At 71.6% G+C, this 12,649-nt stretch carries 14 protein-coding genes; 3 read left to right on the plus strand and 11 right to left on the minus strand.

Annotation, left to right across the window (positions count from 1 at the left end; all coding sequences use genetic code 11):
- Positions 1–7 precede the first annotated feature (7 nt).
- The 5 genes from ACFVU2_RS11540 to ACFVU2_RS11560 form a co-directional block, all read right to left on the minus strand.
- A complete protein-coding gene (locus ACFVU2_RS11540) occupies positions 8–958 on the minus strand; it encodes an endonuclease/exonuclease/phosphatase family protein (RefSeq protein ID WP_387874088.1) in 951 nt (316 codons plus the stop codon).
- 133 nt (positions 959–1,091) lie between these two features.
- Positions 1,092–1,517, minus strand: coding sequence for a VOC family protein (locus ACFVU2_RS11545; protein ID WP_387874091.1), 426 nt, complete (start codon positions 1,515–1,517; stop codon positions 1,092–1,094).
- Between the two features lie 52 nt (positions 1,518–1,569).
- Positions 1,570–1,980 carry a helix-turn-helix transcriptional regulator gene (locus tag ACFVU2_RS11550; protein WP_387874093.1) on the minus strand — a complete coding sequence of 137 codons (411 nt, stop codon included), beginning with the start codon at positions 1,978–1,980 and terminating at the stop codon, positions 1,570–1,572.
- A gap of 18 nt (positions 1,981–1,998) precedes the next feature.
- The gene (locus ACFVU2_RS11555; RefSeq protein WP_387874096.1) at positions 1,999–5,463 is read right to left on the minus strand and encodes a TM0106 family RecB-like putative nuclease; all 3,465 of its coding nucleotides are present in this window, start codon (positions 5,461–5,463) and stop codon (positions 1,999–2,001) included.
- Between the two features lie 82 nt (positions 5,464–5,545).
- The gene (locus ACFVU2_RS11560) at positions 5,546–6,109 is read right to left on the minus strand and encodes an HhH-GPD-type base excision DNA repair protein (RefSeq protein ID WP_387874098.1); all 564 of its coding nucleotides are present in this window, start codon (positions 6,107–6,109) and stop codon (positions 5,546–5,548) included.
- Positions 6,110–6,207: 98 nt separating this feature from the next.
- On the opposite strand from ACFVU2_RS11560, the gene ACFVU2_RS11565 reads away from it, so the two are divergent.
- Complete coding sequence (locus tag ACFVU2_RS11565) at positions 6,208–6,432, plus strand: antitoxin (protein WP_387874101.1); 225 nt, start codon at positions 6,208–6,210, stop codon at positions 6,430–6,432.
- Positions 6,429–6,812 carry a type II toxin-antitoxin system VapC family toxin gene (locus ACFVU2_RS11570; protein WP_387874104.1) on the plus strand — a complete coding sequence of 128 codons (384 nt, stop codon included), beginning with the start codon at positions 6,429–6,431 and terminating at the stop codon, positions 6,810–6,812. Before ACFVU2_RS11565 ends, ACFVU2_RS11570 begins: the two co-directional genes overlap by 4 nt.
- Before the next feature lie 50 nt (positions 6,813–6,862).
- Here ACFVU2_RS11570 and ACFVU2_RS11575 read toward each other — a convergent pair whose 3' ends face one another.
- Together ACFVU2_RS11575 and ACFVU2_RS11580 are read right to left on the minus strand one after the other, a co-directional pair.
- Complete coding sequence (locus ACFVU2_RS11575; RefSeq protein WP_387874106.1) at positions 6,863–7,078, minus strand: SCO4848 family membrane protein; 216 nt, start codon at positions 7,076–7,078, stop codon at positions 6,863–6,865.
- The gene (locus ACFVU2_RS11580; protein WP_387874108.1) at positions 7,075–7,968 is read right to left on the minus strand and encodes a LysR family transcriptional regulator; all 894 of its coding nucleotides are present in this window, start codon (positions 7,966–7,968) and stop codon (positions 7,075–7,077) included. Before ACFVU2_RS11580 ends, ACFVU2_RS11575 begins: the two co-directional genes overlap by 4 nt.
- A gap of 78 nt (positions 7,969–8,046) precedes the next feature.
- On the opposite strand from ACFVU2_RS11580, the gene ACFVU2_RS11585 reads away from it, so the two are divergent.
- Positions 8,047–9,315 carry an MFS transporter gene (locus tag ACFVU2_RS11585; protein WP_387874111.1) on the plus strand — a complete coding sequence of 423 codons (1,269 nt, stop codon included), beginning with the start codon at positions 8,047–8,049 and terminating at the stop codon, positions 9,313–9,315.
- A gap of 24 nt (positions 9,316–9,339) precedes the next feature.
- On the opposite strand, the gene ACFVU2_RS11590 is transcribed toward ACFVU2_RS11585, so the two are convergent.
- The 4 genes from ACFVU2_RS11590 to priA all read right to left on the minus strand — a co-directional run bounded on the left by ACFVU2_RS11590 (position 9,340) and on the right by priA (position 12,622).
- Positions 9,340–9,954, minus strand: coding sequence for an NADPH-dependent F420 reductase (locus ACFVU2_RS11590; protein ID WP_387874113.1), 615 nt, complete (start codon positions 9,952–9,954; stop codon positions 9,340–9,342).
- Positions 9,955–10,057: 103 nt separating this feature from the next.
- Entirely contained in the window at positions 10,058–10,897 is an 840-nt protein-coding gene (locus tag ACFVU2_RS11595) for an endo alpha-1,4 polygalactosaminidase (protein ID WP_387874116.1), read from the minus strand.
- Positions 10,898–11,037: 140 nt separating this feature from the next.
- Positions 11,038–11,892: an SseB family protein gene (locus tag ACFVU2_RS11600; protein WP_387874118.1), complete on the minus strand. Its 855-nt coding sequence runs from the start codon at positions 11,890–11,892 to the stop codon at positions 11,038–11,040.
- Positions 11,876–12,622: a bifunctional 1-(5-phosphoribosyl)-5-((5-phosphoribosylamino)methylideneamino)imidazole-4-carboxamide isomerase/phosphoribosylanthranilate isomerase PriA gene (gene priA / locus ACFVU2_RS11605; RefSeq protein WP_387874121.1), complete on the minus strand. Its 747-nt coding sequence runs from the start codon at positions 12,620–12,622 to the stop codon at positions 11,876–11,878. The genes ACFVU2_RS11600 and priA overlap by 17 nt, the downstream gene beginning before the upstream one ends.
- Positions 12,623–12,649 lie beyond the last annotated feature (27 nt).

Genomic DNA, 12,649 nt, shown 5'->3' on the forward strand with positions numbered 1-12,649 from the left:
GATCCCGTCACCAGTCGAGCGTCGCGGAGACCAGTGCGTGGTCGGACACCGGGGCGTTCTTCCGCGCCTCGGCGTGCTCGGTGATGGACGGCAGCGTGGCGGCGCCCGGCAGCGTCGTCGCCGCCATCACGGCCGGGCGCACCGCGGTCGAGACGAAGATGTGGTCGATGAGCTCGCGCGCACCACGGAACACACGGGAGAACCGCTTCTCCGGCGGGATGAGCGGCGCCAGATTCAGCAGTCTCGCCCCGTCCCCGCTGTCCGGTCTCCCCTCCCCCGCGCTGCCGATCTCGCTGCCGGGCGGACCGTTCACGATCTGCGTCGTCGCCGCCTCCACGCCGTCGTTGAAATCGCCCAGCACGAAGAGCCGGCGCTGCGTCCCCTGTGCGTCCAGCAACGCGTTCGCGTATGTGCGCACGGCCGCCGCCTCCGCCGCGCGCCGGTTGAGGGCGTAGTCCGCGTAGCGGGCGCGCTCGTCCTCGTCGTGGGGCTCGAAGCGTCCGCCGGGAAAGCTGAGGAGCTTGGACTTCAGGTGCACCGAGACCAGATCGACGTCGCCGGCCGAGGTGGCGATGCGCACCCGCAGCGCGCCCCGCCCCATCGCCGTCAACGGGTCTCCGGCGTCGCTCGTCGGGACGCCCTGGAGACGTTCCGGGATCGCGAAGACGTCCTCCGTCTCAGCGATGGCGATCCGGGAGGCGAACCCGACCCTGATCGGGTGGGCTGCTTCGAAGTGTGTCGAGAGCACGCCCGTCCAGCCGGAGCCGAGGGCGGCGACGAGCGCGTCGAAGGCCGCGGGGTCGCCCACCTCCTGGGTGGCGACGATATCGGCACCCGAGTCGTGGATCGTGCTCGCGAGGAGGGCGACCTTGCGGTCGAACAGCTCCGCCGTCGCGGGCCCGAACGGGGTCCCGGCGGTGAAGAAGTTCTCGAGGTTCCAGGTGGCGACGGTGAGCACGACGGCCTCCTCGCGTCCGCGACGTCCCGATGGCGCCGACGCAGCCAGTGTGCGCTCACGACGAGGCGGCGGCATCCGTATCCACACGTATTCGCGGTGAACATCGGGTGCCGCCGCCGGGGCGACGCGGCGCCTACGCGGTCTGCGCCGCGGCGACCCCCCACTGCTGGATCTTCACCATGTTGCCCGCGGGATCGCGGAAGGCGCAGTCGCGCGAACCGTAGAACTGGTCGATCGGCTCCTGCAACACCTCTGCTCCGTACGCGCGCACCCGCTCGAACAGACCGTCGACGTCGTCGGTGCTGAAGACGACGCCGGGCAGCGTGCCCTTCGCCACGAGGGCGGCGAGAGCGTCGCCGTCGGCCTGCGGCCGGCCGGCGTAGGGGTCGGAGATCACGATCTGCGAGCCGGGCTCGCCGGTCACCCCCATGGTGATCCAGTGGTGACCGTCGTAGGCGACGTCGTTGAGGACGTCGAGACCGAGCGCGTCGCGGTAGAAGACGAGCGACTCCGCGGGGTCGGTGGCGATGATGTCGACGAAGTGGACTGAGATGCTCATGAGCCCACTCTAAGAAGCCGCGATCGGGGCTGCTTCTCCAAAACTGCTCGACTCAGCCGCGCTGATGGTCTCGAACGGGACGCACCCGCTGCTTCGCGATGCAATCGGGCATCGCGGCGACGGAGAGGTGCTCGCGCGAACGGTAGCTCGTCGGGGTCTCCCCCACGAGCTCGCTGAACTTGGCGCTGAACGAGCCGAGCGACGTACAGCCGACGGTCATGCACGCATCGGTCACGCTCATCCCGGAACGCAGCAGTGCCATCGCACGTTCGATGCGCCGGGTCATGAGGTAGCTGTACGGAGTCTCGCCGTAGGCGGCGCGGAACTGGCGTGAGAAGTGCGAGGCCGACATGTACGCGTGCGCGGCCATCGTGGGGACGTCGAGCGGCTTGGCGTAGTCGCGGTCGATGAGGTCGCGCGCCCGGCGGAGCGCCACGAGCGTCTCCAGCTCCTCGGGACTCATGCCTCCACCGTAGCCCGCTCAGCCGCCCTCGACCAGGCGGATGAACGCGCTGAGCTCGGACACCCCGGTCGGCGTCGTCGGCAGGAACTCGGACAGCTCCGGAGAGTGCACGAGATACGCCGCCCACTTCGCGCGAGAGACCGCGACGTTGAGCCGGTTCTTCATCAGCAGGAACGACATCCCGCGCGGGGCGTCCGCCGCACCGGACGCGGCGAGGCTCACGATGGCGACGGCGGCCTCCTGACCCTGGAACTTGTCGACGGTGCCGACCCGGACCGCGGGATGCCCCGCCGCGTCGAGCATCGCGCGTACCTCGGCGAGCTGGGCGTTGTACGGGGTGACGACGATCACGTCCTCCGGCCCGAGGGGATGGTCGTCGACGCCCGTGGACGGGTCGCTCCAGGACCGCCCGAGCACGTCGCCGACGAGCTCGACCACGATGGCGGCCTCCTCCGGGGAGGCGGTCGAGTTGCCCGCATGGACCACGGGAACCGGGTGCAGACCGGGCTCGACACCGGCGAGCAGCCGATGGGCCGCGTCCGGGTGAGCATGGAGGCGGCCCTCGTACGAGAGCACCGAGACCGCTCCGGCGAGCGCCGGGTGCATCCGACGGCTCTCGGCGAGGAAGTAGCCGTATGCCGCCGGGAGGACGTCGTGGCCGTCGCTCACCCAGCCCAGCGCCGAGCCGTCGACCGGTTCGGGATGCCGGCCCTGGCTCACCTGCGGCAGCTGCTGGGGGTCGCCGAGCAGCAGGAGGTTGCGCGCGGCCACGCCCACCGCGATGGTCGAGGCGAGCGAGAACTGGCCGGCCTCGTCGACCACCAGCAGGTCGAGGCTGTCGCGCGGGACACGGCCCGGGTTCGCGAAGTCCCACGCGGTTCCGCCGAGGACGAATCCTCCGGCCGCGTTCTCGTCGGCGAAGTCCAGGTGGCCGTCTGCGGGGAGGACGGTGAACGCGCGCGGCTCGTCCGGGTCGGCGGTCGCACTGGCGACCTTGCCGACGCGCGCCGCGTCCAATCCCGCGGCGACCACGCGGTCCAGCAGGTTCTCGACCACGGCGTGCGACTGGGCGACGACCCCGACGCGCCAGCCGTGCTCGGCGACCAGGCGGGCGATCACGTGCGCACCGAGATAGGACTTGCCCGTGCCGGGCGGACCCTGGACGGCGAGGTACGACCGGTCGAGGTCGAGCAGGCTGGCGACGACGGCGGCGATCCGGCCGCTCCCGTCAGCCGGTCCTTCATCGGCGAGCGCACCGGAGAGCGTTCGGGGCGGCGTGCGGCGCAGGAGGTCGACGGTCGCGTCCGTCGGCCAGGTGCCGGACTGCAGCGCGCCGAGCAGGCCCGCTCCCCATTCGCGGATCGCCTCGCCCAGGCGGCGGGCGTCCGGCGGCGCGGCCGGGGTGAGAGCGGTCGGCGTGGAGCGGTACGGCAGGACGTCCCGAGGCAGCGTCTCCCGCACGATGACGGAGCCGTCGTCGGTCGCGCCGATGACGGCGACCGTGCGGGCGGTGCGCGAGCCCGGCTGTGCGCGCGGCTGCCGGAACGGTCCCGGGAACTCGTAGAGCAGGAAGGGGCCGCCGCGCTCGCTCACCCGCACGGCGCTGCCGGAGCCCCACTGCCCGCCGAGGAGCAGCTCCCGCCGCTCCACACGCTGGCCGTCCTCCTGGTACCAGTCGCGCACGACGTGTACCGAATCGACGGCCAGCACGTCGCGGGTCTCGGCCCACTCCTCGATCGGCTGGATCAGGCGGGTGTAGTGCGACTGCCAGAAGCTCTTCTGCTCGCGCCGGTGGAAGTCGATGGCAGCCGCCGCGAGGGCGACGGCCGCGCGATCAGGGGTGCGGTGCGGGTCGAGCGGATCGCCCGCGTACCCGAGCAGGGCCGCCCGCAGCGGCGACTCCTCGGGAGCGGCCTCCAGCTCCTCCACGGGCGCCGTGCCGACCGGGATGCCGTTCTCGGCCGCACGGTCGAGCAGCCAGTCGCGCAGCCGCAGAGTGCTGACGCAGTCGTAGCGGTTGTAGTCGCCCAGAGCATCGAGCAGCGGTTGCGCCTCGGCGTCGCGGCCGAGAGCCAGCAGGTCGCGCGCGTTGGCGTACTCGGTGATCGAGTCGGCGCCGTTCGTGACCTCGCTCTGGCGCAGCTCCGTGCCCATGTAGAGCGGCTCGAGCTTCTTGATCGAGTACGACCGCGACCCGACGCGCACGGCCTTGCGCACGAGTGGGTAGAGGTCGACGAGCACCCCGTCGCGCAGGAGGCCGTCGACCTCCTCCTCGCCGACGCCGTGACGCGCGGCGAGCGCGAGCAGGTGCGTCTGCTCGTAGGCGGCGTAGTGGTAGATGTGCAGGCGCGGATACCGGCTGCGCCGCTCGCGCACGAACGCGAGGAACGCCTCCAGCGCCAGCCGCTCGGCGGCGAAGTCGTGCCCCCAGAACGCGGTGAACTCGGCGTCGACGTCGACCATCCCGAACAGGTAGTCGAGCCCCCATCGCTCCCCGGCGCCCTCGGTGTAGAGCGGGTCGCCCTCGAAGTCGAAGAACAGGTCGCCTTCATCCGGGTGCGGGAGAGCCGCCAGCACGGGGGCGTTGTACACCCGGACCGGCGGCGCCTCCCCCGGCTGCGCCCGCAGCTGCAGCCGCGCCTGCTCGCGCAGCCCGTCCAGCGTGCCGTCGGGGATCCCGCTCACGGGACCGTCGGAGTCGGCGAGCGCATCGATGGTGCCGAGGCCCGCCTCCAGGAGGTGCTCGCGCTGCGTCACCCGCATCCCCGCGACGAGGAGCACATCGCGCGCCGCCTGCACCTCGGCGTCGCAGGTGTCGCAGCGGCCGCAGACGGTGAAGCGTGGATCGCCCCAGGCCACCGGGCCCTCGTCGGCGACGTGCACATCGATGATGGCGAGGAGCCGTGCGCGCCGCTTGCGGTAGACCGGCTCGATGTCGGAGAGCCGGTGCTCGCTCACCGAACCGTCGCCGAGGAGCAGCTCGACGGTCTCGTCGGTGTCGACACCGAGGCGACGCAGCTGGTCGGCGTAGGCGGCGAGCTGCAGCAGGGCGGTCACGCGGGCGCTGCGGGCGAGCTTGGAGTCCTGCACGCGATAGCGGCCGTCCGGGCGGCGCACGACGAAGTCGGCGAAGCCGACGAACGCCCCGTCGAAGAACGTCGCCTGGAACACGACCTCCGCTCCGCTCGCGAACGCTGCCGAGGTCTCGGCGACGGCCGCCGCGAGCGCGTCGGCGGTCAGCGACTTCGGCCGGCCGATCTCTGCGACCGCGGCGCCGAAGCGATCCCGGTAGCGCTCCAGGATGTGGTGCTCGTGCTCGTCGCCCAGCCGGGAGGACCGCACGTACATCGGGTCCTCGATCTCGGGCGCCTTCTCGATGCGCCCCAGCTTGACGTCGAGCGAGCGCAGGAACGCGAACTCGCACTTCGACGCCTCGGTCAGGTCGCTGGCGCTGGTGACGATCACTCCGTCGAGCACGAACACGCGCAGCCCCTTCCGTCGAGCGTCCCCTCAACCTACCGGGCACCCCCGACACCTCCGCACGCGGTGGCGCGCTGCGGGACCGTCAGCCCTTCGCGGCCGCCTTCATCGCCCGCTTGTGCTCGCGGACGCGGGTGAGGGAGTCGGCGTCGACGATGTCGGCGACCGAACGATAGCCGTCGGCGCCGTAGTCCCCGGCCGCCTCCCGCCAGCCGGTGGCCTGCAGGCCCTTCTGCTTACCGAGCAGCGCCAGGAAGATCTTCGCCTTCTGCTCGCCGAAGCCCGGGAGCGCCTTCAGCCGGCGCAGCACCTCCGCGCCCGACGGGTCGTCCTTCGTCCAGATCGCGGACGTGTCGCCGCCCCACTCGCCGACGATCGCCGCGGCCAGCGCCTGCACGCGGCCCGCCATCGATCCGGGGAAGCGGTGCACGGCCGGCGACTGCTTCATGGCCGCGACGAGCTCGTCGGGGTCGAGGGCCGCGATCTGCGCGGGATCGAGCGCGCCGAGCCGGTCGTGGAGCTTCGCGGGACCGGCGAATGCGGTCTCCATCGGGACCTGCTGGTCGAGCAGCATCCCCACGAGGAGGGCGAACGGGGAGCTGTCGAGCAAGGCGTCCGCTTCGGCGTCGCCGGTGATGTGCAGGCTCATGGCCCCAAGTCTTCCACCAGGCTCGGATTAAACGGAGCGACAACCCGGATCGTTTGTCTCCGGATGCATGCAGAGTGCATGTATTGTATGCTAGTTGCATGACAACGATCCAGGTTCGCAACGTCTCCGACGAGACCAGTCGTGCGCTCAAGGCGAAGGCGGCGCTCGAGGGCCGCTCGCTGAGCGACTACCTGCTGCGCGAACTCGACCGCCTGGCGACGCGTCCGAGCCGCGCTGAACTACTGGAACGGATCGCGAGCCGTGGCGTCGCCACTCTGTCACCCGCAGCGCACATGCTCGCCGAACAGCGCCCGGGTCGATGACGCTCGTCGTCGATGCGTCTGCGGTCGCCGAGATCCTGTTCGGAACCGAAGCAGGGCGAAGAGCGGCCGCGCTGATCGACGGCCACGACCTGCTGGCGCCGCAGCACCTCACGGCGGAAGTCGCCTCCGTCATCCGCGGGTGGTCGCTCAGTCAGCAGATCACGGAGGAGCAGGCGCTGCGCGCGTTCCGTGAGTTCGACGCACTCGGTATCGAGCAGGTGCCGATGATGGCCATGCTCCCCGCCGCTCATGCCCTGCGGCACAACGTCAGTGCGTATGACGCCATGTACGTCGTACTCGCCCGCGCAGCCCAGAGCTCGCTGCTGACCCTCGATGCTCGCCTCGCCGCATCCGTTCCGGACTGCGCGCTGCTGCCGTGACCTTCGGGCGGTCAGCCGGCCAGCCGCTCCGGTGTCACACTGCCCTGTCGTCAGGCGACGAGGAGGAGCACGCCCGCGACGGCGGACAGCACCGCGAGCAGCAGCGCGACCCCGAGCAGCACGGCGTGCACGACGAGGAAGGGAGTGGCCTTGCCCGCAGCGTCGCGCGCGCGGGCGTCTTCGCGCACGCGCGTGAAGAAGCGCGGCCACGCGAAGACGTTGAAGACGGCGTTGAGGAACAGGACGAGGGCGGCGAAGACGGTCATCGTGCCTCCAGCGTACGGGACCGTGCGAACCGCTCGGCGCCCAGGTCCAGCAGCGCGGTCGCGGCCGCACTCGGCCGCGGGCGGGCGATCACTCCGAGCCGCCAGTCGATGCGCTCGCGCAACGGCACGACCACGGCGCCCTCCGCCGGAATGACCGTGAGCTCCGGCAGGGCGGCCACCCCGAGGCGCGCGGCCACGAACCGGGGGATCTCCCCGAGGTCGGAGAGCTCCGTCGGGATGTGCCGAACGATGCCGAGTGCGGCCAGCTCGCGGTCGAGGGTCACCCGGTTGCCGAAGCCGGCCCGCGCATCCACCCACTGCTCGTCGGCCAGCTCCGCCAGCGAGACCTCCGCCCGGGAGGCGAGCGGATGCGACTGCGGCAGCAGCGCGACGAACGGCGACACCGCCAGCTCGCGTTCCAGCAGTCCGGGCAGCCGGTCCGGCAGGCCGACGAACGCCACGTCGAGCCGCCCCTGCCGCACATCCTCCACGAGGCCGGTGGAGCCACTCGGGGACGGGCCGAGACGCAGGTCGACGAGGGGATGCCGCCGATGGAAGGCGCCCATGATCCCGGGCAGATCGATCGGCGTCAGGTTGGTGAAGATGCCCACGCGCACCGCGCCGCGGAGTTCCCCGTCTCCGCGGGCCGCGTCGTGCATCCGGCCCACGGCATCGAGCGCGACCCGTGCGTCCTCGAGGGCGGCCTCCCCCACCGCGGTCAGCCGCACGCCGTGCGGGTCCCGGTCGAACAAGGGGGCACCCAGCTCGGCCTCCAGTGCCCGGATGCCCGCCGACACGGTCGACTGCGCGGCGAAGACGCGCTCCGCCGCGCGGGTGAAGTTCAGCTCCTCGGCGACTGAGACGAAGTAGTCGAGCTGACGGAGATCCATTCTGCAATCGTATCCATCGATTGCCCGGATCGATGCTATCCGTTGGACTCGATCACGGATCGGGAGCATCCTCAGATCATGACCGTCACCCGCGAACCCGCGACCTCCCCCACCCCCGCCGTCCAACCGAGTGACGTGGGATCCGCACGTGTCGCCCGGGGCCGCTGGCAGCTGCGCCACGGCTCGGGCTTCTGGGTCATCGCCGCGGCATTCCTCACGGTCATGGCCTTCTCGACCGTGCCCACACCCCTCTACGCGCTCTACCAGGCGCGCGACGGCTTCCCGACCTGGGTCGTCACCGTGGTGTTCGCCGCGTACGCCGTCGGGGTCATCGCGAGCCTGTTCCTCATCGGCCACCTCAGCGACTGGGCCGGGCGGCGCCGGATGGTCCTGATCGCCATCCTGATCGAGGTCGTGGCCGCGGCGCTCTTCCTGGTCTGGAACGACGTGTCCGGCCTCATCGTCGCCCGCGTCCTGTCCGGCGTGGGGGTCGGCGCCCTCACGGCGAGCGCGACCGCGCACCTGAGCGAGCTGCGGGCTGTCGCCCGGCCGGCCGAAGGGCCGCGACTCGCCGGGACCGTCTCGACCGTCGTCAACACGGGCGGTCTCGCCCTCGGCCCGTTGATCGGCGGCGCCTTCGCGCAGTTCCTGCCGCAGCCGTTGCTGCTCCCGTACGTCGTCTTCCTGGTGCTGCTCGCCGTCGCCGCGCTGGCCGTCGCGCTCGTGCCCGAGACGGTCGAGCGGGCGGAGGAGCGTCCGGCGTACCGGCCGCAGCGCGTGTCCCTGCCCGCTTCGGCCCGTGGCGCGTTCACCGCGGCGGCGATCGCCGCATTCGCCGGTTTCGCCGTCTTCGGGCTGTTCACCTCCCTGGCGCCGAGCGTCGTGTCGGGGGTGCTCCACCAGAGCTCCCACCTGCTCGCCGGCGCCGTCCCGTTCTCGGTCTTCGCGGCCTCCGCGCTCTCGCAGATCGTGTTCGCCCGGCTCCGGATGCGCGCACAGCTCGGGCTCGCCCTGATCCTGATGCTGGCGGGACTCGCCGGGCTCGCCACCGGCGTGCTGGTCGCGTCGCTCGCGGTCTTCCTCGTCAGCGGCGTCCTCGCCGGAGCGGGTGTCGGCCTGCTGTTCCGGGCCGCGATCGCCGCGACGGCCGCCCTGGCCGCTCCCGAGCGTCGCGGCGAGGTGCTGGCGGCCATCTTCCTGGTCGCCTACATCGGACTCGCACTCCCCGTGCTCCTGGTGGGCGTCGCGCTGATCCTGTGGCCGCTCGTGCCGGTGCTCGGCGTGTTCGTCGGCATCGTCGGGCTGCTCGCATTGTTCGGCGGTCTGCGGATGCTGCGCACCGCCTGACGGACCGCATCTGCGAGGCGGAGCTCAGCGACGCAGATCGACGATCTGCGCCGCTGTCGCGCCGGCGTACCCGCGCTCGACGAGGTCGACCTCGAAGCCGGCGAGCCGCTCGAGGTGACGCGAGACGCGGAGCGGCCCAACGTCGAAGGGCTCGCACCCGATCGCGGTGACCAGCCCCGCGACGACATCCTTCGCCGCATCGTCGTCGGAGGCGACGAACACCTGCACGGGGCGGCCGGCTTCGAGCAGTTCCGCGTAGACGGTGTTGAACGCCTTGACGACCCTGGCTCCCGGAGCGGCCTCGGCCATCCGCTCGGCGAGCGACGGCCCCGCGCCGTACCGGCTCTCGAAATGCGGCGGATCGATCGGGTTGCCGAGGTCGACCAGCACCCGTCCGCGCAGCACGGCCGCGAGTGCGCCGACGAGCTCGAGCGCCGCGGAGTCCTGCACCGCAACGATCACGATGTCCGCCCGGGCTGCGGCACGGTGGTCGACGCCGTCGGCCGCGCCGATCGCGAGCGCGACCGCCCGGGCCCGCTGCGGGTCCCGCGAGCCGATGACGACCTCGTGGCCCGTCTCGACGAACCGCCGACCCAGCGCGACCGTCATCGCGCCGGTGCCGAGAATCCCGATGGTCATCACCGCTCCCCTCCTCCGCCCTTCCCCTGCCGGCCGCCTGCCGTGCGGCGGGACGTCTGCGGCTGCGCGCGCAGCCGCAGACGTCCCTCAGCGCAGCGTTCGGTCAGCAGTACTCGTAGCGGTAGGCGCTGTCGCCCTTGGCGACCACGTCGCGGTCCCGCAGGATCACCGAGATCTTCTTGCCCTGCGCAGCACAGGCCTGCGTGTAGGCCGAGCGCGGGTTGTCCGTGTACTCGATCTCGATCACATTGTCGCCGTAGACCGACGTGTACGCGTCGCACTCGGTGTTGAACTGGCACTCCTCGGCGATCGCGAAGTCGAACCCGACCGTGTTCTTGCCCGCGGATCCGAGCTCCGTGGTGTTCTTCTGCGCGATCGCGAGGCCCTTCTGATGCGCGTGCGCGGCGAGGAGAGTCGCAAGGTCGATGTTGTTCTGCTTGGTCAGCAGCTGCTTGCCGCCGCTCTTCGACCGCGTCCACGAATCCAGGTTGTCGGGCTCGACCGCCTGGAAGCCCTTCGACGCGCACTGGTCGATCCACCCGTTCACGATGGCGGCGATCCGGGAGCGCTTGGCGGCGGTGGAGGTGTCGAGCAGGTACTCGTTCCACTCCGGGTCCCCGACCTTGACGCCCTTCGCATTGCGGAGGATGAGGTCGCTGTTCGCACCGGCCCACGTCGTCGTGTCGTCGGGCTGCGTCTGATATGCGTTCACGTAGCAGATGTTGTACTTCCCGGACACCGGGGAGGCCGTGCGATCCCGGTCGACGATCCGAACGGAGGACGCCGGGGTGTAGACGCCGCCGATCTGATAGTCGAACTGCGCATTCACAGGCGGGGGTGCGGGTGTCGCCGCCTGCGCGGCGCTCGCCCCCGCCACGATCGACACGGCGATCGCTCCGGCGGACAGGGCGAGGGTCAGGATTTTGCGGGATGAGGCACGCATCGGTGCTCCGATCTGTGGATGCCCCGCCTCGAGCTTCATCTCTGGCGTCACGCCCGGCGATCGGTGACGATCGCCGGTAGGGCCATCCACGGCCCGTACAGACTATGAGAGCGCGACGAGACCACGCAAGACGCTGCCGGCTAGTCCGCTGCGACCAGCTGCACGCGGAGGGAGTCCACCCGGGTGGCGATCACATCGTCCGCGGCCCAGCGCTGTGCCAGCCGCGCGAGGATCGCGTCCAGCTCCTCGCGGGTGAGCCCGGCGGCGAGCTCGAGGCGCACGACGAGCTCCTCCGCCACGAGCCGGTGTGCCGGGTCGCCGGCCAGGAGCCGCACACCGTGCACGCCCAACTCGGTCGCGATGGAGGCGTCGAACGCGGCGAACACCTCCGCGTCCCGGTCGCTCGGCACCCACCGCTCGCCGCGGGCGACGGCCCAGACGGCGGGCCGGCGGAGGACGAACTCGGTCTCGCTCGTGGGGTCGAGCACGACGAGCTCCGTCTGCTCGGAGGCCGCGGCGAGGGCGACGCGGCGACCGTCCGCAGGGACCGGCCGTGCCCGTGGATTCCAGATCTGCATCGCCGTGACCGAGGAGAACACCGGCAGCACGCTGCGGCCGTCGGGGCCCGAGACCGTCACGATGGAGAGCTCCTGCGACTTGTCCACGGTGAGGCCCGCATCCGTGGTGCCTTCGTCGCCGAGCTCGGCGACCAGCGGGATCAGCAGCCGGGACTCGCGCAGTGCGTCGACGACCGCCTCGGCGCCGACCTCGCCCGCCCGGAAGGCAGCGAGAGCACCGAGAAGGGCGGGCGGGGCCGAGCCGTCATCCTCACCGAACGGGTTGTCGTCGAACTCGCGCCCCTCCCAGGGCTGCCCGGCGGAGTCGCCGAGCGACGCCGCGAAGTGCCGCAATCGGTCGGCGCCCTTCTCGGTGGGTCCGCCCGTCGGGAGTCCGGCGCCGTCGGGGCCGTCGCCCGGCTCAGTAGCCCGCGACATCCAGCGCCTCGGGCAGGGTGAACGCCCCGGAGTAGAGCGCCTTCCCCACGATCGCACCCTCGAGCCCCAGCGGGACCAGCTCGCGCAGCGCCGCGATGTCGTCGAGGCTCGCGATGCCTCCCGAGGCGACGACCGGGCGCTCGGTGCGGTCCATGACCTCGCGGAGCAGGTCGATGTTCGGGCCGCGCAGGGTGCCGTCCTTGGTGACGTCGGTGACGACGTAGCGCGCGCACCCCGCCTCTTCGAGGCGTTCGAGCACCTGCCACAGGTCGCCGCCGTCGCGGGTCCAGCCGCGGGCGGCGAGGGTGGTTCCGCGCACGTCGAGGCCGACCGCGATCGCCTCGCCGTACTGACCGATCACGTGGGCGGCCCACTCCGGGTTCTCCAGTGCCGCGGTGCCCAGGTTGACCCGCGTGGCGCCGATCGCGAGCGCCTCCTCCAGCGACTCGTCGTCGCGGATGCCGCCCGAGAGCTCGATGTTGACGCCCTTCACCTGGCGGATCACCTTTTTGAGCAGCGAGCGGTTCGAGCCGCGGCCGAAGGCGGCGTCGAGGTCGACGAGGTGGATCCAATCCGCCCCGGCGTCCGCCCACTCCGCCGCCGCGTCGACCGGGTCGCCGTAGCTGGTCTCGCTGCCGGCCTCGCCCTGGGTCAGGCGCACGGCCTTGCCGTCGGCGACGTCGACGGCCGGGAGCAGGACGAGCTTGGGCGTGTTGTTGAATTCGCTCACTGTGGTTCCTCGTTCGGGTCCGCGACG

It is taken from the genome of Leifsonia sp. NPDC058194, from assembly GCF_042883605.1.
Classification (GTDB): Bacteria; Actinomycetota; Actinomycetes; order Actinomycetales; family Microbacteriaceae; genus Leifsonia.